The sequence below is a fragment of the Streptomyces sp. NPDC013157 genome (genome assembly GCF_042899865.1).
GTDB lineage: Bacteria > Actinomycetota > Actinomycetes > Streptomycetales > Streptomycetaceae > Streptomyces.
On sequence record NZ_JBIBAK010000003.1, the window covers coordinates 168516 to 189554 of the forward strand.

The window sequence follows — 21039 nt, forward strand, 5'->3', positions numbered from 1 at the left end:
GGGCTCCTTCCATGGTCAGTGGGGGCAGCGGCAGTCGGCGGTCACGGTGAGCCGCCAGCGGACCTCGCCCGAGGCGGGGACGCGGGCGGCGTCGTCCGGGCCCGCGTCGGCGAGGTCGAAGACGCGGCCGAGCATCGGCTCGACGCCGGTACTGCGGTAGGGCCGGCCGGCGGGGAAGCCGCCGAGGTTGCGCCACAGGGCGACGGACAGCGGCTGCCCCTCCGCCTCGACGGCCAGGGCGAGCCGGTCCGCGCCGTCGTGCACACAGCACCGGCCGCCCTCCACCACGGCCCCGACCGCCGTTCCGTCGTCCGGCCCGAAGCGGTCGAGCCGCAGCCCCCGGGGTGCCGGCCAGTCACCCTGCACCCAGGGGGCGCCGTCCGGCCAGGGGCGGGCCAGCAGGGGCGCCGCCTCCGGGAACAGCCGGGTGGGCGCCCCCTCCCGGGCCCGCACGACGGCCTCCGCGGAGAGGTCCAGCAGCGCGTGGGCGGCCCAGAGGAAGCGGAAACCGGGCTCGGCCGTGAGCACATAGGCCGCCTCCACACCGTCGTCCGTACCGCGCAGCGTGCGCGTCAGGGCGAAGCGGTCGCAGCGGACGGTCTCCCCGACGCCGTCCTCGGCGCGCGTCCAGGGCCGGGACCAGACGTCCCCGTGGTCGGGGGTGCCGCGCACGGTCGGGACGCACTCCTCCAGTCCTCCCGCGTCCACGAACGTGTCGCCCGGTGCGGCACCATCGCGTTCGGGGTTCTCGCGCCGCCACAGCCATTCCCGGCCGCCGTGGCGCAGCGAGGTCCAGCGGCCGCCGTGCGCGAGGTCGGTCACGACGGCGAGGGGCAGTGGCATGGTCACCACTCCGCGAAGGAGCCGTCGGCGTGCCGCCACACCGGGTTGCGCCACCGGTGCCCGGTGCGGTCGGCCGCGCGGACGGCCGCCTCGTCGAGGGTGATGCCGAGCCCGGGGGCGTCACCGCGGTGCGCGTGCCCGTCCACGAAGCGGAAGGGTTCGGGGTCGACGAGGTAGGAGAGGAGGTCGGCGTCCTTGTTGTAGTGGATGCCCCGGCTCTGCTCCTGGATGAGGAAGTTCGGGGTGGCGAAGGCGACTTGGAGACTGGCGGCGAGGGCGATGGGGCCGAGCGGGCAGTGCGGGGCGAGCTGGGCGCCGTAGGTCTCGGCGAGCGAGGCGATGCGGTGCACCTCGGAGATGCCGCCGGCGTGGGAGAGGTCCGGCTGGGCGACCGCGATGCCGGCGGCGAGGACGGGCAGGAACTCCGCGCGCGAGTACAGGCGTTCGCCAGTGGCCAGCGGCACCGGGCTCGCGGTGACCAGGCCGGGCAGCAGGTGGCCCTGCTCGGGGACGACGGGCTCCTCCACGAACAGCGGGTGCAGCGGGGCGAGTTCGGTGAGGACGCGGCGGGCGCTCGCGGCGGTGAAGCGGCCGTGGAAGTCGACGGCGACGTCCCGGTCCGGGCCGAGGGCGGCGCGGGCGGCGCTCACCCGGGCGACCACGGCCGCCGTCTCCGCGGCCGTCGCCACCGGCGAGGTGGCCCCGGCGGCGTTCATCTTCACCGCGGTGAAACCCGCCGCCACCTGCGCGGCTATCTGCTCGGTCAGCTGGGCGGGTTCGTCGCCGCCGACCCAGGCGTAGACCCGCACCCGGTCGCGCACCGGACCGCCCAGCAGGGCGTGCACGGGTGCGCCGTAGGTCTTGCCGGCGATGTCCCACAGGGCCTGGTCGAGGCCCGCGACGGCGCTCGACAGCACCGGGCCGCCGCGGTAGAAGCCGCCCTTGGTGAGCACCTGCCAGTGGTCCTGGATGCGCAGCGGGTCCTGCCCCACCAGGTACTCGGCGAGGACGTCGACGGCCGCGCGGACGACCTCGGCGCGCCCCTCGACGACGGGTTCGCCCCAGCCGACCACTCCGTCGTCGGTCTCGACGCGGCAGAACAGCCAGCGCGGCGGGACGAGGAAGGTCTCTATCCGCTCGATCTTCACCGGCCGCCGCTGCCTTCCGTGTCGTCGGACCCGGCCGCCTCGTGCGAACCGGTCGTTTCCTCGGGGCTGTCGAGCCGTGCCAGGTCGCGGCCCGCCTGGTCGAGCAGGGCACGCATGGCCGTCTCGGCCGCCTGCGGGTCGCGGTCGCGTACGGCGTCCAGGACGGCGCGGTGGGCGGGGACGGGGTCCTCGCTGTGCGGGGAGCTGTGCACGATCCGGTCGCGGTGGGCGAGGCCCGACTCGATCACCATCTCCATGCGTTCGAGCAGTTCGTTGTGGGTGGCGGCGAGCAGGGCCCGGTGGAAGGCGAGGTCGGCGTCGACGGCGTGGCCCGGGTCCGCCTCCTCCCGGCCCATCGCCTCCACGGCCGTCTCCAGCAACAGCAGGTCGGCCTCGGTGCGGCGCTCGGCGGCGAGCCGGACGGCGGCCGGCTCGATGATGGCGCGCACCTCGGCGAGGTTGCGCAGCAGCGACCGTTCCGCGCCGGTCGTCCCGCCGCCCTCGAACTGCCAGCGCAGCACGTCGGCGTCGAGCAGGTTCCAGTCCGCGCGGGCCCGTACGAAGGTGCCGCGTTTCTGGCGGGCGTCGACCATACCCTTGGCGGCGAGCACCTTGAGGGACTCGCGCAGTGCGGTGAGGCTGACGTCGAGCTCGCTCTGCAGCGCCACCAGGTCCAGCGTGGCCCCTTCCGGGATCTCGCCGCCCAGGATGCGGCGTGCCAGGGCCTCCACGGTCTGGCCGTGCACACCGCGGCGGGCGTAACGCGTCATGTCGTACAGCCTTTCTCTTCCACGCTGGGGTCCGCGTTCTGGTCCAAGGGCATCATGCGGAAGCCTTCACCACGCTCCAGCCGCCGTCCACGACGAGACTGGCCCCGGTGATGTAGGAGGCCTCGTCGGCGCTGAGGAACGCGATGGCGGCGGCCACCTCCTCGGGGGTGCCGAAGCGGCGGGCGGCCGTTCCTGCGACGCTGCGTTCCCGTTCCGCGGGCTCCACCCGGTCCCAGGCCGCGGTGAGGATCGGCCCGGGGAGCACCGCGTTGACGCGCACCTCGGGCCCGTACTCGACGGCGAGCTGCCCGCACAGGGACAGCAGGCCGCCCTTGGCCGCGGCGTAGGCGGGGTGGCCGGGGATGCCGGCACGGGCGTGCACCGACGAGGTGAGGACGACGGCCCCGTGGCGGGCGCGCAGGTCGGGCAGGACCGCGCGGACGCCGAGGAAGCCGCCGGTGAGGTTGACGGCGAGCTGTCGCTGCCAGGACGGCAGGGACATCTCGTGGGCCGGCACGACCTCGACGGTGTAGGCGTTGGCGACGAGCACGTCGACGGGGCCGAAGGCGTGGGCGGCGGTGACGATCCGCGCCCAGTCGTCCTCGGCGGCGACGTCCGCGTGCACGTACCGGGCCTGGCCGCCGTCCTTCTCGATCCCGTCCACCACCGCCTGGCCGCGTTCGTCGGCGATGTCGGCGAGCACGACGGCGGCGCCCTCTGCGGCGAGGCGTGCGGCGGTGGCGGCTCCGATGCCGGAGGCGGCGCCGGTCACCACGGCGGTGCGGCCGGTGAAGCGGGCACCGTACCGTCGTACGGACTGGTCCATCGGGCTCCTTAGAGGGTGAGCTGCTGGAAACATATGCGTCCTACCGGCGGCTCAGCACCACCAGGTCGGCATCGTGCTCGGCACTCCACGCGAACGGCAGGCCGTGGTGGAGCAGATGGGCACCGCTGTACGACGTTCCGGTGGCCGTGTCCCGGTAGCGCGCCGCCGGGTCCAGGCCGCGCAGCCGGAGCCGGTCGGGGCGGCCGGGCAGCAGCGGCGCGCCGTCGAGGCGGCCGGTGGAGAGCGCGGCGACGACGGTCCGGTCACCGGCGTCGTACTGCACGCCGCAGGTCGGGTCGTCCGGCGTCCCGAGCAGCCGGGCCTCGCCGTGGTGGACGACGTCCCGCACCTCCTTGTAGCGGGCGGTCCACCGGGTGGCCTCGGCCCGTTGCTCCGGGGTCCAGGCGCGCAGGTCGGCGCCGATCCCGAGGACTCCGCACATGGCGTTGACGAAGCGGAAGGCGAGGCTGCGCGGGCGCGGGTCGAAGAGGCCGGGGGCGTCGGTGACCCAGGAGCTCATGACGTGGGGCGCGTGGGCGTGCAGGAAGCCGTGCTGGATGCGCAGCCGGTCCATCGGCGCGGTGTTGTCGCTGGGCCAGACGACGTCGGTACGGGCGAGGGTGGCGTGCTCGATCCGTCCGCCGCCGCCGGCGCAGCCCTCGACGGTGACGTCGGGGTGGGCGGCGCGCAGGTGGTCGAGGACCCGCAGGTATCCGGCGACGTGCTCGGCGTCCAGGTCGGCCGGGGCGGCGGATCCGGTGCCGGGGCGGCCGCGTTCGGTGGGCGGGCGGTTCATGTCCCACTTCAGGTAGCCGATGCCGTAGGCGCCGAGCAGCCGGTCGAGGGTGCCGATGACGAAGTCCTGGACGTCGGTCCGGCCCAGGTCGAGGAGCAGCTGGTGGCGGACGAGCCGGGCCGGGCGGCCGTCGATGCGGTAGACCCACTCGGGGTGTTCGGCGTACAGGCGGCTGCCGGGACTGACCGCCTCCGGCTCCACCCACAGGCCGAAGTCCAGGCCGAGCGCGCGGACTTCGTCGACGAACCGGCCGAAGCCCTGCGGGAACGCCGCCGGGTCCGGGTACCAGTCGCCGAGGCCGCCGGTGTCGTCGGCGCGGCCGGTGAACCAGCCGTCGTCGACGACGAACAGCTCGGCCCCGATGTCCGCGGCCGCCTTCGCCAGCTCCAGCTGGCCGACGGCGTCGACGTCGAAGCCGGTGGCCTCCCAGGAGTTGTAGAGGACCTTGCGGGTGCGGTGCAGCCGGTCGCCGGCGAGGCGGCGCTCGTAGCGGTGCCAGACCCGGGACAGACCGTCGAGGCCGTCCGGGCTGAAGGCACAGGCGAGGCGGGGGGTGGCAAGGGTTTCGCCCGCGGCCAGGAGTACGGCGCCCTCGTGCGGGACCCGCCCGGCGCGGACCCGTACGGCACCGCCCGGCTCGGCCTCCGCCGTGATGTGCCAGTTGCCGGGCCATTCGAGGGCGACGCCGTAGGTGGCGTCCCCGTCCTGCACGGCGAGCCAGGGCGCGTACGCGTGGCCGGGCGCACCCTGCGTGCTGCCGATACCGAACGTGCCCCTGGTGAGGTCGAGCCGGGTGTGCTGGAACTCCTGCGACCACTGGCCGGAGAGATACGTCAGCCGGGCCGCGCCCCTGACGGGGACGGTGACGGCGGCCGAGTCGAGCCGTTCCAGGCGGAGTTCGGCCGTGGCGGTGAACTCGGCCCAGCGGAGGATCACGTCGGTGCCGGGGACGGTCCGGTAGCAGAGGACGGTGCGCAGGCCGATCAGCTCGTCCGCGAAGGCGAGCCGAAGAGACCCTTCCGTCTCCTCCGCCCCGTCGAACTCCCACCACACGTAACGGCCTTCACCCGCCACCAGTTCGGAGCCCGTGAACGGCCGCAGCCCGTAGGGCAGATACTCGGCCGGGGCCGCGTCGGCGGGCGTGATGAAGTGGGTGCGGTGGGACCAGTCCAGGGCGGACGGGCCGTCCTCGACCCCCAGCGGTCCCCAGGCGTCCAGCTCCGCCCAGGGGCCGTCCGGTGAGAGGCGGACGGTGTAGCTGGTGTGCTCCGTACGCAAGGTCCAGCGGTCGTTGGTCACTTCACCGCTCCCAGGTTGAGGCCGGCCACGAAGTGCCGCTGGAAGCGCAGGAAGACGGCGACCGTGGGGGCGGCGGCGATCACGGACCCGGCCGCGATCACGTTCCACATCGACACGTACTGGCCCTGGAGTCCGATGAGGGCGGCGGTGATCGGCATCTTGGTGTCACTGCGCAGGACGGTGATCGCCCAGAGCAGGTCGTTGAAGACCCAGGTGAAGGACAGCGCGCTGAGGGCGGCCAGGGCGGGGCGGGTCAGCGGGAGGATGATCCGCCAGAAGATCTGCCAGGGTCCGGCGCCGTCCACGACGGCCGCCTGCTGGATCTCCACCGGGATCGACCGCATGAACCCGTGCAGGACGAAGACGTAGAAGCCGACGCCGAAGCCGATCTGCACGCCGATGAGCGCGGGCAGGGTGTCGTAGACGCCCATCACCTCGCTGAGCTTGGACACCGGGATGAGCAGGATCTGCGGCGGGAGCAGGTTGCCGCCGAGCATGAGCAGCAACAGGGAGCGGCGGAAGGGGAGTTCGTAGCGGCTGAGGGCGAACGCGGCCATCGCGGCGAGGGCCAGGGTGACCAGGACGCAGGGGATGGTGACGAGCAGGCTGTTGATCAGGGCCCGCTGCTGGCCGCCGTCGGTCCAGGCCTGGCCGAAGTTGCCCAGGGTGAAGGAGTGGGGCCGGCTGCCCAGGCCGTGGGCGGCGATGTCGTCGAAGGAGCGCAGGCTGGTCACCACGACCAGGGCGATGGGCAGCAGCCACAGGACGGCCAGGGCGCCGGCGCCGAGGTGGAATCCGGCGGTGGCCGCTCTTCTGCGGCGCAGCGCCGTGGAGTCGGCGGACATCAGTCGGCCTCCCGGAAGGCACGGACGAGGTAGGAGGCGATGACCCCGAAGGCGAGGACGAAGATGACGACGGCCAGGGCGGAGCCGTAGCCGAGGCGCAGGGACTGGAAGGCGGTCGAGTACATGTAGGTGCTCAGCAGCTCGGACGAGTGGTAGGGGCCGCCGCGGGTGAGGGACCAGACGACGTCGAAGGAGCGCAGCGAGTCGATGACGATGACCGACAGGACGACCGCGTTGACGCTGCGCAGCTGGGGCAGCGTGACGTGCCGGAACCGCTGCCAGGCGCTCGCGCCGTCGACCTTGGCGGCCTCGTGGAGCGCCGGGTCGATGCCCTTGAGGCCGGCCAGGTAGAGCACCATCACGTAGCCGATCTGGCGCCACAGCGCGGGCACGATCACCGCGTACAGGGCGGTGTCCTGGTCGGCGAGCCAGGCGTGCTGGAGGCTGCCGAGGCCCACCCCTTCCAGCACCCGGTTCAGGACGCCGTCGGGCTGGTAGACCGCCTGCCAGACAAGGGCGGTGGCGACCAGTGAGAAGACGACCGGCAGGAACAGGGCGGCCCGGTAGAAGCCGACCCCGCGCCGCTCCTGCTGGAGCAGCAGCGCGGCGGCGAGCCCCAGTACGGCGGACAGGCCGCCGAAGAGAACCAGCCACAGGACGGTGTGCCCGAGCGCGCTGCGGAAGACGTCGTCGTGGGCCATCTCCCGGAAGTTGTCCAGGCCGACGAACTGCGGCGGGGACACGCCGTCCCACTTGGTGAGGGCGAGGTAGAAGCCCTGGAGCGCGGGCCAGAACACCCACAGGGCCTCGGCGAGCAGCGGGACCAGGACGAAGGCGAGGACCAGCGGCGGGGTGCGCCGGGGGCCCCGGGGCCGCCTGCCGCTGACGGGCAGGCGGGCCGGGGACTTCCGGTCGGGGGCGGTCAGCACAGCCACGTCAGGCGTTCCAGATCTTCTGGGCATCGCGCTGCCAGTCGGTCAGGATGCTGCCGATCTGCCTCGGCTTGGCCAGGAACTTGGTCAGGGCGGTGTCCGCGGTGGGCTGGAGGGCGTCGCTGGAGTCCCGGTTGAAGAACTGGGTGATCTCGGCGGCCTCCGCGACGTGCGCGCGGCCCTTCTTCACCAGCGCGGTCCCGGCGTCCTTGGCGTCCGGGTTGCAGGGCAGGACGGTGCCGGAGGAGCCCTTGATGTAGATCTCCTGGGCCTCGGCGGTGGCGAGGTACTTCATCAGGTCGATGACCTGGTCCCGGCGGCCGGTGCGGGCGCTGGCGAAGTAGCCGTCGACCGGCGCCTCCTCGGCGAGCGGGACCTTGGAGTCGATGACGGGGAAGCGGAAGAAGTCGATGTCGTCCAGGGCGCTCTTGGGTGCCGAGTCGGCGAAGAAGGTACCGATGAGCATCATGCCGGTCTTGCCGCCCAGCAGGGCGGTCGTGGCGTCCTGGAAGGCGAGGGCGGTGCCGTTCGGGTCGAAGTACGGCAGCACCTCCTGCCAGCGGCCGAAGATCTTGCGCACCTCGGGGTCGTCGAACCGGTGCTTCCCGGCGAGGAGTTCACGGTGGTACTGGGCGCCGTTGATCCGGATGTCGAGATAGTCGAACCAGGCCGACGCCACCCAGGGGGTGTTGCCGCCGGCGCCGAGCCCGATCGGGGCGACGCCCTTCTTCTTGAGCTTGTCGCACAGGTCGAGGAAGCCGTCCCAGCTGGTGGGCTCGCTCACGCCCCACTTGGCGAACTGGGACTTCCGGTAGAACATGCCCCACCAGTAGTAGGTGTTGGGCACGAAGACCTTCTTGCCGGAGCTCGCGGTGCAGAGCGTGTGCAGCGCCTTGGTGTACCGCTTGAGGTCGGGCGAGGAGCTCCACGCCTCGTCGAGGTCGAGCAGCAGGTTCTTCCTGGCATAGGCGTCCGCCACCGAGCCGGGGTACCAGGTGTACACGTCCGGCGGGTTGGCCGAGGTGAGGTAGGTCGGCAGCTGGGTGCGGAAGGTCTCGGCGGCAATGGTGTTGAGGCCGGCCTTGCCGGACCCCTTCTTGCCGTACGCCGCGACCAGGTCCTCCATGGCGGTCTTGGCCTGCGGGGCGGACAGGTTGGACTGGAGGGTCACCGCGCCTGTCGAGGAGCCCTTGCCGGAGGAGGTGGAGGTGACGCAGCCGCTGAGCAGCGCCGCGGTACCGGTGGCGCCGAGTCCGGCGAGGAACCGCCGTCTGCTGGTCTGGGGGTTGGCCATGGTGGATTCCTCGTTCACTTGAATCGGGTCCGGTACACGTGGCCGTCGACGCCGCGGAAGGCCGCGTCCACGGCTCCGTCCGGGCCGTCGACCGCGCCGAGCGCGCCGTCGAACGCGGCGCTCGGGAACTCCTGCCGCTTGCTCCAGCCCTGCCAGGCACCGTCGGCGTACCGCTGCTGCCAGAGCGTGTAGTCGGCGGCCCGTGCGTACAGCAGCACCGCGTCGCCGACGGCGACCAGCGTCGGGCTGCCGCTGACGGTCCCGCCGAGCGAGGTCCAGTCGGACCACTCCCCCGACGTGTCCCGGGTCCGCGTCCACACGTCGTCCGCGGCGGTGCGTACGGCGACGTGGACGCGTCCCTGGGCGTCGACGACGGCGGACGGACGGCCGTACACCGTCCGGCCCCCGGGTTCGCCGAGCGACGACCAGCCGGACGCCGGACCGCGCTGTACGACCGTGCCGTCGGCGCCGCGCGCGAACAGCGTCCAGTGGGCGGGATCGGTGAAGGCGACGGACGGCGCGTCGGTCAGCTGCCCGCCGAGGGACTGCCATTGACCCCAACGGCCGTCGGCGTAGACCCGCCGGTACGCCTGCGAGTCGGCGCCGCGCACGAAGACGTCGACCCGGCCGTCGGCGGAGGCGTACGCGGCGGGCTGGCCGAGGATCTCGCCCCGCGCGGGACCGCCGAGGTCCCGCGTCCGCCCGCCGGTGTTCTGGACGAGCGAGCCGTGCGGCCCCCGGAAGAACGTGGAGCCGTCGCCCGCCACGGCCGGGCTCGCGGTGGCCGTCACGCCCAGGTCCGTCCCCGGAAGCGCGTCGGCGCCGGTCAGCTTGAGGAAGGCGGTACCGTGCGCGGGGACCTCGACGGTGTACGACCCGGTGTGCGTGCCCCGGTCGGCACGCGCGCGCAGGTCACGGACCTGGACCGGGCCGCCGAGACCGGTGTCGGCGAACTGCACGGTGCGCTCGGCCGGTTGGTCCGAGCGGTTGAGCAGGACGACCGCGCGCTGCCCGTGCCCTTGCAGGACCTTGCTGTAGACGTCGCCGACCGGGTCGGTCGCCACCCGTACGCCCTGGACCGCGAGGGGGTCCTGGTCGACGGCGATGATCTCGGGGTTGCGGAGCGTGGCGAGCATCGAGTCGGACAGCGTCCGCGGATCGGAGCCCAGCATCAGCGGCGAGCCCATCTCGGCCCACATCACGAACTGCGTGGTGGACTCCTCCTGGGTGAGCTCGTACGTCCCGTCGGTCATCTTCCGCATGGGGATGAGGTAGTCGGGGTCGTCGTAGTGGCCGGGGCCCTGTGCCTCGGGGTGCCAGGCGTTGGCGTCCATGTTGCGCAGGATGTTCGGCCACTCGCCGGGGCTGGGGGTGCCCCAGGCGATGTCGGTGCCGGTGCGCCAGGAGTCGGCGATCGCCGGGGCGTAGACATAGGTGTTGTGGGCGTCCTGCTCGGGGGTGTGCGGCAGGCCCCAGTCGTCGGTGAGCGGGTTGCAGAGGTTGAGCAGCATCCTGCGGCCGGACTTGGCGACCGCGTCGCTGAACTCCTTGTAGGCGGGACCCGGATCGAGTTTCGCGCCGATCCCGCACAGGAAGTCGGCCTTGATCGCGTCGATCTTCCAGCTCGCGAACTGCCGTGCGTCCTGGTCGTAGTACCCACGGCTGCCGAGACCGCAGCTCCGGCCGCCGTCGTAGGTACCGGCGTCGGTGTAGATGCCGGCCCGGAGTCCGCGTTTGTGCAGGTAGGAGACGAGGGCCGGGATACCGGAGGGGAAGCGGTCCGGGTTGGCCGTCAACCGGCCCTGGGCGTCCCGGGGGTTGTCGGCCTGCCAGCCGCCGTCCAGCCAGACGATGTCGTAGCCGGCGTCCCGCAGACCGCTGCTGACCAGCCTGTCGGCGACGGAGCGCACCTCCTTCTCGGTGGGCGCGCCGAGCCCGTAGTAGGTGTTCCAGCCCATGTAGGGCGTGGGTGCGAGGCCGCTGTCGTAGGCGGCGGGCGCGCCCTGGTCGACTGCCGTCTGCGCGACGGCGGCGGGGGTCGCGGTGGCGGCCAGGAGCACCGCGACGGCGGCCGCGAGGGCGGGCCGGGTGAGCCGTTGGTGCCGGGGTCCGGCTGCGGGCGGGTGCGAAGTCATCTGTGTCTCCCGGGGGTTGGGAAGCAGGAGAACGAGACGCGGGCCGCGCTGCCGGAGCGGGCCACGACGTCACGGCGACGACTGTGGCCCGTGGCCGAAACGGTGTCAAGATTAATTACTAATTTACTAGAAGCCGGATGAGGCTGCGGCGAGGAGAGCGCACACCACGAGTACCGGCGGGAGCACACCGGCCCAGCCCGGTGCCGTCCGCAGTACCGCCATGCAGGCCGCCGCGCCCGCGAACAGGCCTGCCAGCCGGACGGGCACCCAGCGGTTCGGGCGCCCCGCCCCCACTCCCTTGACGATGAAGGTGGCCAGGGTGCCGGTCAGGTAGGTGGTCGGCGCCGCGGCCCGGCCGGCCGCGACCATGGCTCCCGATTGGATGCCCATCGTCAGCGCGGCCCCGAACTGCAGGACGTCCCGGGCCGTCCGCCCCGGCGCTCCGCCCAGGACGGCCCAGACCACCGCGCCCGCGGCCAGCAGGAGTGCCTCGCCGGCGAGACAGAGCACCACCGGCCGCGGCCAGTGCCTGGCGGTGCCTTCGTACCCTCGGGCGAACCGGGCGGTGACGGCCGCACCCAGCCCGAACCCCGCCAGCGCCAGCACCGCCGCGGTCACGCCCGTGGCCTGGGCGCGGCCGACCGCCATGCCGAGCAGGGCCAGGTTGCTCGTCATGACTCCGGCGAAGACATGGTCCAACGCGGTGAAGGAGATGGTCTCCACCGCCCCCGAGGCCGCCACCAGAAGCACGACGGCGACGCGCAGCGCGGTCCCCGGTTCCGCCGGCGGCCGCCCGGGGGTCTCTGTCGCTTGCTTGCGCGGCTCATCACTCACAGTTCCCGAGCGTAACGCCGGGTGAGAGTTCGATCTCCGGCTACGCGGAGGCGGCGCGGACCAGGCCGTCCAGCCGGGCCTGGTGGCCGTTGAGCATGGAGTTCGGGCGCTCGTTCGCCAGGGCCGCGGCCGGTTCGCCGATCCGGGTCTCCTGGGTGAGGATGCGCACCCGGCCGCCCGGCAGGTCCTCCACCAGCCAGGCGTGCAGCACGTCCAGCCGCTCCGCGGGCCCGCCGTCCTGCTTCGCCGTCCACGACAGCCGGCCCGGGACCCCCGCGGCGGGGGCCCGGAACTCGACGACATGGGCGTCCAGGGGCGGTTCTCTGGGGTTTTGAGGACTGTGGTGTGATATTGCGCCTGTTGCTGTCGTTTGGTGTATTACGACGGTTCTCGGGGTGTGTGGCTCTTGTAGCGGATCGTTGCGATCGACATACGGAGCATGGGAACGAATGTACGGAACATTTCTTGTCCTGATGCCGTCGGGTACCCGGTACTGGACTGTGATGGACGACGAGCTGGAGGTCATGCCGGAGGCGGATCGCTTTCTGAGGGAGGTACGCCTGACTCGGGGTCGGGCAGAGAGGGAGTGTCTTTTTCTTTGTGTAAGCCCGGTGTGATGGTTCGGGTCAGTAGTCGGTGATGCGGTCGCCGTAGTAGCCGGCGAGGGTGTTGATGGCTTCTTTCCAGTTGCGGGTCTGACCAGTGATGTGGGGTCTGTTGGGCTGGCGGTCACGGATGACGAGGTAGAGCACCTTCAGGGCGGACTGCTCGTCGGGGAAGTGGCCGCGACGGCGGGTGGCCTGCCGGAAGCGGGAGTTGAGGGACTCGATCATGTTGGTCGTGTAGACGATCTTGCGGATCTCCGGCGGGAACCTGAGGAACATCACGAAGTGCTCCCAGGACCTGCGCCAGGTGGCGGTCAGCGCCGGATACTTCGCGCCCCAGGTGTCCTCGAAGTCCGCGAAGCGAGCCTCGGCCGCATCCGCGGTCGGCGCGGTGTAGACGTACCGCAGCTCCTTCGCGATCAGCGACCAGTGCTTGGTGGAGGCGTACTTGAGGCTGTGGCGGACCATGTGGACCACGCACAGCTGCACGTCCGCCAGCGGCCGGATGTTCTGGATCGAGTCGGGCAGACCCTTCAGGCCGTCGCAGCAGGCGATCAGCACGTCCTGCACGCCACGGTTCTTCAGCTCCGCCAGCCAGGTCATCCAGGCTTTGGCTCCCTCGCCGCCGCTGCCCACCCACATGCCCAGCACGTCGCGTTCGCCCTGAAGGTTGATACCGATGGCAACGTACACGGGCCGGTTGGCCACTGCCCCATCCCGGATCTTGATGACGATCGCGTCGATCATGACGACGGCATAGGTGCGGTCCAGCGGCCGGTTACGCCAGGCGTCCGGCTCGCCCGCAACCTTGTCAGTGGCTCGAGAGATCAGGTCCCGGGAGACCTCCACGTCGTAGATCTCCGCCAGATGGGCCTGGATCTCACCGGTGGTCAGGCCCTTGGCGTACAGAGACAGGATCGACTGGTCGAAGCCTTTGATACGGCGGGAGTGCTTGGGCACCACCTGCGGAACGAAGGAGCCGGCCCGGTCCCTGGGCACCTCGATGTCCACCGACCCGACCTCGGCCAGCACCCGCTTCCTCGACGTCCCGTTGCGGGAGTTGCCCGAGCCGGCACCGGCTTTGTCGCCCTTCTCATAGCCCAGGTGCTCGGTCAGCTCCGCCTCCAAAGCTCCCTCGAGGACCAGCTTCACCAGCCCGGACAGCAGCCCGCCCTCACCGACCAGGTTCACCCCCTCCCGGCGGGCCCGCTCGATCAACTGCTCGGCCAGGTCCCGGTCCAGCTGCGCCGCTCGCGCCAACTCCGCACCCGTTCTCACGCTGTCCGCGACGCTCTCGCGCGGGCCATCGTCCTTGATCGCCATGGTGGATCCTTCCCGACAGAGGGAGCACCTCATGCCAGACGGGTCACACCAGGGCTTACACGAAATTCAGGACAGTCCCGACCGAGGAACTTGATGCCGCGCGGGCGGCTAACCGGGAACTGACCCGGGCACTGAACCAGGCCCGCTGAGGCGGTTTCGCGCTCTTCCTCTGTTCCCTGAAGGCGGAGCTTTCAGGAGGAGGGCTGACCGTTGCGCAGGTGGCCGCGTGTCTCAGTTCCAGGCGGCTGAGGACGTCGGTGCTGTCGATGAACTGGTCGACAGCACCGATCGTCGGCAGGGCGAGGATGGCCGAGCCGGTGATGCGGGTGGTCAGGGCCCAGGCGAAGCGTTCGGCGTGCAGGACCCCAGAGTGATCTCCAGCCGGGGCAACAGCTTCTCCCGGTCAGTAGGACGCGGTCAATGCCTCGATCGTGTCCGGCGTTCGGCAATCTCCCCCGCGCGGCGGTCTTCCGCCGATTGAGCTCCTCCAACCACGAAACCATCACCGCCTCCAAGAACGGCGCACTGCATCACCAGCTCACTGCAGAAGAGCCGCACCCCGGGAAGGCCACCCATCGCCCGCCCCTGGCGGACGGCAGCGACATGGCCTTCGTGCCGGCCTCTCCGGCATTGTCGGACCACTCCAGGAATCAAAGGTAAGTGGATCGACTTGCCACGAGGGCGGCGCGAGGGCTACCTTCAAATGGTAAGTCCATCGACTTACCTCACTTCTCGGCAAGGAACCATGAACATGACTCGTCTTGCGGGCAAGCGCGCCCTCATCACCGGCGGTACGAGCGGCATCGGCCTGGCGACCGCCCAGCGTTTCATCGCGGAGGGCGCCGACGTGCTGGTCACCGGCGTCACCCCGGCCAGCATCGAGAAGGCGCGGGAGATCCTCGGGGACAAGGTGCCCGTCGTGCAGGCCGACGCACGCGATCTCGACGCCCAGCGGGACCTGGCCAAGCAGGTGGGTGAGCACTTCGGGGGTCTGGACGTGGTGTTCCTGAACGCCGGCGTGTCGGACTGGCGGTCGTTCGAGGACCACACGGTGGACAGCTACGACCGGCTGTTCGACATCAACGTCAAGAGCGTCTTCTTCCTCACGCAGGCCCTGGTGCCGGTGCTGGCCAACCCGTCCTCGGTGATCCTCAACGCGTCCGCCAGCGTGCACGGCGGCTACGGGCAGGCGAACGCCTACGCCGCGACGAAGGCGGCTGTCTCCTCCCTGATGCGGTCGTGGAACGCGGACCTGCTCAAGTCGCACGGCATCCGGTTCAACGCGGTCAGCCCCGGCCCGGTGGACACCCCGCTCTACTCCAAGCTCGGGATCGAGGACCCCGCGGTGCAGGCGGCGGTCCTGGAGGGGATCAGCGCCGGCATCCCGCTGGGCCGCATGGGTCTGCCCGAGGAGGTCGCGGAAGCCGTCGTCTACCTGGCCTCCGACGCCTCCGCCTTCGCGGTGGGCCAGGACCTTATCCTGGACGGAGGTTCGACCGTCCTCTGACAGCAAGGACACGGCCGGAAGACGGGCGAGGGGCGAGGGGTAGAGGAATGTCGGTGGAGGACCGAGCGGAAACCCGTGGCGACACGTGCCAGGCCGGGTACCACGCGCAGATCAAAGAGGAGAACCGGGCGCGCATCATCCGCGCCGCCCGCGATCTCTTCCTCGCCCGGGGATACGACAAGACCTCCCTCGCCCAGATCGCCAAGCAGGCCCGCGTCTCCACCGGCACCCTCTTCAAGCGGTACCCCTCCAAGGCCGCACTGTTCGCGGCCGTCACCTCCGAGCAATGGCAGCTGGATGTGGAGTACGCCGCACCGCCCCCGCCCGGTGATCCCCGGTTCGGTCTGGACCACATCGGCCGCGACTACGCCTGCCTGGTCGCGCGGCCCGGCACGGCGGCGCTGTGCCGCCTGATCATCACCGAACTTCCCCAGATGCCGGAACTCGCCGACATCGTCGGCACCGGCTTCGCCATCGACCGCGGCCCCTTCTTCGACCGGCTCCGCGACTACCTGGACGCCGAAGCACAGGCCGGCACACTGGACTTCCGTTCGGCCGACGGACAGCGACAGTCGGCATCCGCAGTGGCCGAGCAGTTCCTCGGCATGATCTGCGCCCAGTTGCTGTGGCCTCAACTGGTACGGACCGACTTCGTCCCGCCCAGCCCCACTGATCCCGCGATCGTGGACGAAGCCGTCGCCCTCATGCTCAAGCGCTACAGCACCGGATCCTGATACCCCGGACCACCACTTCACTCTGCCAGAACGCCGATACGTCCCCCTGCCGGGACAGGTGCACGCGCCCTCCCGGTACTGCCGGCGTACACCCCGGCCTTGCGCCCGATGGCGTGAGCACCGGCAAGTGATCGACGCAATCCTCCAGCACGTGCGAAACCGGGGCCGATGCCGGCCCCGCCGCGACGGTGCTGTCCTTCTGACCGATAGAGGTTTCCCATGTCCAGATCCCAGCGCGACGCCCTGGACGCCATGCTCCGTTCCGCCCCCCGCAGCGAGACGCCCCCCACGGTGGCGGAACAACGCAGCGGATTCAGCGCAGCTCTCACCCGGCCCGCTCCGGCGGGCGTGGTCACCCGCAGAACCGTTCTGGGTGGGCGGCCGGCCCTGGAACTGGAGCCGGCCGAAGTCTCCGGTCGGGGCCGGCTGCTCTACCTGCACGGTGGCGGCTACGTCGTCGGCTCACCGGACACCCACGAAGGGCTGGTCGGTGAACTGGCCCGCCGCCTCGGCCTGCGAGCGCTGTCGGTGGATTACCGGCTGGCTCCCGAACATCCCTTCCCGGCGGCCGTCGACGACGCGCTCGCAGCGTATCGCGAGCTGCTGGACGCGGGCATCGACCCACGCGACCTCGTCATCGCCGGTGACTCCGCCGGCGGCGGCCTGAGCATCGCCACGCTCCTCGCAGCCCGGCACGCCGGGCTGCCGCAACCAGCGGCCGTGGTCGTCTTCTCCCCGTGGGTCGACCTCACCCTCGCCGGCGAGAGTATGCGTTCCAAGCAGGACGCCGACCCCCTCTTCATCGAGGCCGACCTGCGCGCCTTCGCCGATCTCTACGTCGGTGCAGGCGACCGGGCGCATCCCCTGGCCAGCCCGTTGTTCGCCGACCTCACCGGGCTGCCTCCGCTGCTCGTGCAGGTAGGGGCGAACGAGGTGCTGCTCGACGACGCGGTCCGGCTGGCCGCCCGTGCGGGCGCCGACGACGTCGAGGTCACGCTCGAGGTCGGGCCTGGCCTCCCTCATGTCTTCCAGCTCCAGTACGGCCGTCTCGACGAGGCCGATGCCGCGCTGGACCGCGCCGCAGCCTTCCTCACCGCCCACCTGAGTGCCGACCGGCCCCAACCTGTCAACTGAGAGGTCGTTTTCACCTGTAGTGCGTCGGTATTTTCACTATTGCACCCGGTGATGTATTGGTGCGGGTGAGGCGGTCGGGTCGGTCGTGCTTGTCGGGACGGATGGTGTGGCGTCAGGGGCGGGAGTCGGCTTGCGCCTGTCTCATCCCAGGACGCCTGGATCTGTTCCGTGCTTCAGCGCGGCAGAACGCACGCCTGGGCGCACGCCCCCGACCGGCGATACCTCCATGTCATGACCGACCGTCGCGCATATCCGAGTGATCTGTCCGATGCCCGCTGGGAATTGATCGAGCCAGTGCTGTCCGCGTGGCGCTACGAGCGCCACGGCCGGGCCCTGGGATTTGGCCGGCCGCCCGAGCACGACCTGCGCGAGATCATGAACGCGATCTTGTACGTGGACCGCACCGGGGTGCAGTGGCGCTACCTGCCGCACGACTTCCCGAACTGGAACACGGTCTACGGCTACTTCGCCAAGTGGCAGTCCGACGGCATCTTTGCCCAGCTCAACGGCCTGCTGCGGGAGTTGGTGCGACAGCAGGAGGGCCGCAACGCGGAGCCGTCGGCGTGCGTGATCGACGCGCAGAGCGTCAAGGCCTCCACCAGCGTCCCCGCCACGAGCCATGGCACGGACAACGCCAAGAAGATCGTGGGCCGCAAATGGAGCATCGTGACCGACACGATCGGCCTCCTGATCGCGGTACTGGTCACCGCGGCCAGCGTGCAGGACTCCGTGGCCGGCACCCAACTCCTCGACCAGGTCTGCGCCGGGCATCCCGGCATCCGCAAGGTCTGGGTCGACGGCGGCTACCGCCAGCACCTCGTCGAGCACGCCGCCACCCTCGGCATCGACATGGAAATCACCGCCCGCACCCCCGGGACCAGGGGATTCACCCCGATCCCGAAGCGGTGGGCCGTCGAGCGGACCTACGGCTGGCTGATGCTCCACCGCCGCCTGGCCCGCGACTACGAAACCCTCGCAGCCCGCTCCGAAGCCATGATCCACCTGGCCATGACGGACCTGATGACCCGACGTCTCCGGCGAGAGCACCGTCTCCTGGCGCGACCCGGCAAATACCAATCAATCACCTATTCCAGGATGAAACACCGGGAGAAAACGACCTCTCAGAACATCGTGTTGTCGTTGGCGGCGGTCTCGGGCACGGCCTGTTCGGAGCTCCAGTGCTCGACGATCCTGGCATCGCGGACCCGGAAGAGGTCGATGACCGACCGGCCACGCTCGCCCGGCGTGTCGACGTAGTGGCTGTGCACGGCGACCAGGTCGCCTTCGGCGATGACGCGTTTCGGTGTGACACTCGACTGCGGGAACTTGTCGAAGTAGCTGCCCAGGTCGGCCTTGAGGCCGGCCGCGCCGTCGGAGAGGTTCGGGCTGTGTTCGTGGTAGTCGGCGCCGACGTAGGCGTCGATGGCGGTCAGGTCCTTGCGGACCAGCAGCTGGTCGACGAACGCGGTGACCAGTTCCTTGTGGTAGGCGGTGAACCAGCGCTGCCCGACCGCGTCGGTCCGCGGCTCGCTGAGCGTGGCGAACATGTCGTTGCCGCTGGCCGTGGTGGCGGGCACTTCCTGAATGACGTCCCAGTGCTCGGCGATCTTGCCGTCCTGGAAGCGGAACAGGTCGAACACGGCCAGACCCTCGGTGCCCGGCACCATGACGTAGCGGGAGTGCAGCAGCACCAGATCACCTTCGGTGATGATCCGTCGTGGCTCGAAGGCGGCCTGCGGAAACTGCTGTCGCATGCCGGCGCTGAAGTACTTGAGGGCGTCGGCTCCGTCGGGCGCCAGGGGGTTGTGCTGGATGTAAGAATCGGGCCGCACGACCCGATCGACGATGGCCGTGTCACCGCGGACGAACACGTCCTCCAGTAGTTGCTTGGCAAGTTGCGCCTTGCTGTCTCGGACGGTCAGCACGATCTTGCCGGTGGTGCGGCCGGTCTCGCCGAGCGTGTGCGCCTTCGCGGCCTCGGCGAGCGGGAAGGTGGCCTCGATGTGGGCGCGCAGTGCGCCGGTCTCGACGAGGGCGGCGATGGCCTGCATGCCGGCGTGGTCGGCCTCGACCAGCAGCGACTCGTAGCGGATCCCCCGCTCGGCGATCGCCGCCAGTTCGCCGGCGTCGACGGGTACCGGAAGGATCGAGACGAGGGTGCCGCCCGGGCGCAGCACGGCCACGGATCGGGCGCGGGCGGCGGAGTCACGGGAGATCGGGTCGAGGACCACGTCGATGTCGCTGAGCACCTCGGTGAAGTCGACGCTGTGGTAGTCGATGACCTCGTCGGCACCGAGGGATCGCAGGAAGTCGTGTTTGGCGGCGCTGGCGGTGCCGATCACGTACGCGCCGCGGTCCTTGGCGATCTGCACGGCGAGGTGACCGACGCCGCCGGCCGCCGCGTGGATCAGGACTCGCTGCCCGGCCCGGACCCCGGCGGTGTCGACCAGTGCCTGGTAGGCGGTCAGCGCGGCCAGCGGCAGCGCACCGGCCTGGACGTGGTCGATGCCGGCGGGCTTGTGCGTGAAGACGCGGGCCGGCCCGGTCACGTACTCGGCGTGCGAGCCGACTCCGCCCGGGTAGGGCAGCATGCCGAAGACCTCGTCGCCGGGCTTGAACAGCGTGACGCCCACGCCGACGGCCTCGACGACGCCGGAGACGTCCCAGCCGAGCACCAGCGGCATCCGGGCGATGGTCGCGGACTGGGCACGGTTCCCCCAGTCGGTCGGGTTGACCCCGGCCGCGTGGACGGCGACCAGGATCTCGCTCACCCCTGGCGCCGGTTTGGGCAGCAGGGTCTCCTGCAGCACGTCGGGGGTGCCGTAGGTGTTCTGGCTGATGGCTCGCATGGTTTCGGTGTCCGTCATGGGCCCAGCCTGGCCGCCGTCACAGGCCCACTACAATGGCGTGATCGCCAATTTTCGACGGGATCCTGCCGTGATCAAGGTGCACCGCGTCGTTGTCCTCGCCTCGCACGGGGTGTACCCGTTCGACCTGGGCATTCCTCACCGCGTCTTCGGCGCCGCGGACGGCCGCTACGAGGTCGTGACCTGCACCATCGACGGTCGCCCGGTGCGCACCAACGCGGACTACTCCATCACCGTCGATCATGGCCCGGAGGCGTTGCGCACCGCCGACACCGTCATCATCCCACCGTTCCACACCGGCAACCCCCGCCGTCAAACGCCGGTCGACCTGGCGCAAGTCCTCGCGTACGTGGCCCCCGGCACCCGGATCGTGTCCACCTGCACCGGCGCCTTCGTGCTGGCCGCGGCGGGGCTGCTCGACGGGCACCGGGCCACCACGCACTGGCACGCCACGGGCCTCTTCCGGGAGTGGTACCCGCAGGTGGAACTCGACCCGAACGTCCTGTTCGTCGACGAAGGCGACGTGCTGACCTCGGCCGGTGCCGCTGCCGGCATCGATGTCTGCCTGCACCTTGTCCGCAAGGACCACGGCAGCGAGATCGCCAACCGTGTGGCCCGCACCTGCGTCGTCCCCCCGTGGCGCGACGGAGGCCAGGCGCAGTACATCGAACACCCGGTTCCCGATGCAACGGCGAACGACACGTCCGCCGCCCGGCAGTGGGCGCTGCAGAACCTGCACAAGCCGCTGACTCTGAGCGACCTTGCCGAGCAGTCGAACATGAGCCAGCGCACCTTCGCCCGCCGCTTCAAGGAAGAAGTCGGCTTGAGCCCCGGACGCTGGCTCATCCAGCAACGCGTCGACCGGGCCCGGCAGTTGCTGGAATCCACCGACCTGCCGGTCGACGAGATCGCCGGCCAGGTCGGCTTCGCCGGCGGCACCTCGCTGCGCGAACACCTGCACGCCGCTATCGGCGTCACACCACTGGCCTACCGGCGGACCTTCCGAGGCGCACCGGCAACGAGCCGTGCCGCCGCGGCGGATGCTCGGCGGGACGGGCAGGCATGTCGCCCTGGACCGTAAAATTATGTACGTCATACCATCGGCTATGCTGGGGACCGGTATCGGTCGCGGGTATGACAGCAAAGG

The 21039-nt window shown here is 70.8% G+C and carries 17 protein-coding genes and 2 pseudogenes; 5 read left to right on the forward strand and 14 right to left on the reverse strand.

Annotation, left to right across the window (positions count from 1 at the left end; translation table 11 throughout):
- Nucleotides 1–15: 15 nt before the first annotated feature.
- The 12 genes from ACFY6U_RS10870 to ACFY6U_RS10925 form a co-directional block, all read right to left on the reverse strand.
- Nucleotides 16–843 carry a hypothetical protein gene (locus tag ACFY6U_RS10870; protein WP_390036840.1) on the reverse strand — a complete coding sequence of 276 codons (828 nt, stop codon included), beginning with the start codon at nt 841–843 and terminating at the stop codon, nt 16–18.
- A 2-nt stretch (nt 844–845) separates the two neighbouring features.
- Nucleotides 846–1991 (reverse strand): galactonate dehydratase, encoded by a 1146-nt coding sequence (gene dgoD / locus ACFY6U_RS10875; protein ID WP_390036842.1) that lies wholly within the window; start codon nt 1989–1991, stop codon nt 846–848.
- A complete protein-coding gene (locus tag ACFY6U_RS10880; RefSeq protein ID WP_390036844.1) occupies nt 1988–2761 on the reverse strand; it encodes a FadR/GntR family transcriptional regulator in 774 nt (257 codons plus the stop codon). Before ACFY6U_RS10880 ends, dgoD begins: the two co-directional genes overlap by 4 nt.
- A 52-nt stretch (nt 2762–2813) precedes the next feature.
- Nucleotides 2814–3587: an SDR family NAD(P)-dependent oxidoreductase gene (locus tag ACFY6U_RS10885; RefSeq protein WP_390036846.1), complete on the reverse strand. Its 774-nt coding sequence runs from the start codon at nt 3585–3587 to the stop codon at nt 2814–2816.
- A gap of 40 nt (nt 3588–3627) precedes the next feature.
- A complete protein-coding gene (locus tag ACFY6U_RS10890; protein WP_390036848.1) occupies nt 3628–5682 on the reverse strand; it encodes an alpha-galactosidase in 2055 nt (684 codons plus the stop codon).
- The gene (locus ACFY6U_RS10895) at nt 5679–6527 is read right to left on the reverse strand and encodes a carbohydrate ABC transporter permease (protein WP_390036850.1); all 849 of its coding nucleotides are present in this window, start codon (nt 6525–6527) and stop codon (nt 5679–5681) included. Before ACFY6U_RS10895 ends, ACFY6U_RS10890 begins: the two co-directional genes overlap by 4 nt.
- Entirely contained in the window at nt 6527–7462 is a 936-nt protein-coding gene (locus tag ACFY6U_RS10900; RefSeq protein ID WP_390036852.1) for a carbohydrate ABC transporter permease, read from the reverse strand. The genes ACFY6U_RS10895 and ACFY6U_RS10900 overlap by 1 nt, the downstream gene beginning before the upstream one ends.
- Before the next feature lies 1 nt (nt 7463).
- The gene (locus ACFY6U_RS10905) at nt 7464–8753 is read right to left on the reverse strand and encodes an ABC transporter substrate-binding protein (protein ID WP_390036854.1); all 1290 of its coding nucleotides are present in this window, start codon (nt 8751–8753) and stop codon (nt 7464–7466) included.
- Between the two features lie 14 nt (nt 8754–8767).
- Nucleotides 8768–10888: a glycoside hydrolase family 27 protein gene (locus ACFY6U_RS10910; RefSeq protein ID WP_390036856.1), complete on the reverse strand. Its 2121-nt coding sequence runs from the start codon at nt 10886–10888 to the stop codon at nt 8768–8770.
- Between the two features lie 126 nt (nt 10889–11014).
- Nucleotides 11015–11722: a DUF1275 family protein gene (locus ACFY6U_RS10915; protein ID WP_390036858.1), complete on the reverse strand. Its 708-nt coding sequence runs from the start codon at nt 11720–11722 to the stop codon at nt 11015–11017.
- A gap of 40 nt (nt 11723–11762) precedes the next feature.
- Entirely contained in the window at nt 11763–11933 is a 171-nt protein-coding gene (locus ACFY6U_RS10920) for a hypothetical protein (RefSeq protein WP_390036860.1), read from the reverse strand.
- Nucleotides 11934–12348: 415 nt separating this feature from the next.
- A complete protein-coding gene (locus ACFY6U_RS10925) occupies nt 12349–13650 on the reverse strand; it encodes an IS256 family transposase (protein WP_390036862.1) in 1302 nt (433 codons plus the stop codon).
- Nucleotides 13651–14401: 751 nt separating this feature from the next.
- On the opposite strand from ACFY6U_RS10925, the gene ACFY6U_RS10930 reads away from it, so the two are divergent.
- From ACFY6U_RS10930 to ACFY6U_RS10945, 4 genes and pseudogenes are all read left to right on the forward strand, one after another.
- Complete coding sequence (locus ACFY6U_RS10930) at nt 14402–15157, forward strand: SDR family oxidoreductase (RefSeq protein ID WP_217240709.1); 756 nt, start codon at nt 14402–14404, stop codon at nt 15155–15157.
- A gap of 47 nt (nt 15158–15204) precedes the next feature.
- A complete protein-coding gene (locus ACFY6U_RS10935; protein WP_390036864.1) occupies nt 15205–15891 on the forward strand; it encodes a TetR/AcrR family transcriptional regulator in 687 nt (228 codons plus the stop codon).
- Between the two features lie 219 nt (nt 15892–16110).
- Nucleotides 16111–17025 carry an alpha/beta hydrolase gene (locus tag ACFY6U_RS10940; RefSeq protein WP_390036866.1) on the forward strand — a complete coding sequence of 305 codons (915 nt, stop codon included), beginning with the start codon at nt 16111–16113 and terminating at the stop codon, nt 17023–17025.
- Between the two features lie 231 nt (nt 17026–17256).
- Nucleotides 17257–18124, forward strand: a pseudogene (locus tag ACFY6U_RS10945) (IS5 family transposase).
- Between the two features lie 22 nt (nt 18125–18146).
- Here ACFY6U_RS10945 and ACFY6U_RS10950 read toward each other — a convergent pair.
- Nucleotides 18147–18950, reverse strand: a complete 804-nt coding sequence (locus ACFY6U_RS10950) for a nuclear transport factor 2 family protein (protein ID WP_390037612.1) — start codon at nt 18948–18950, stop codon at nt 18147–18149.
- Nucleotides 18939–19874, reverse strand: a pseudogene (locus tag ACFY6U_RS10955) (NADP-dependent oxidoreductase); the annotation flags it as partial. The gene ACFY6U_RS10950 and the pseudogene ACFY6U_RS10955, both read right to left, overlap by 12 nt.
- Here ACFY6U_RS10955 and ACFY6U_RS10960 point away from each other — a divergent pair.
- On the forward strand, nt 19852–20973 hold the full coding sequence (locus tag ACFY6U_RS10960) for a GlxA family transcriptional regulator (protein WP_390036867.1): 1122 nt from the start codon (nt 19852–19854) through the stop codon (nt 20971–20973). The pseudogene ACFY6U_RS10955 and the gene ACFY6U_RS10960 overlap by 23 nt on opposite strands.
- The last annotated feature ends 66 nt before the right edge of the window (nt 20974–21039 follow it).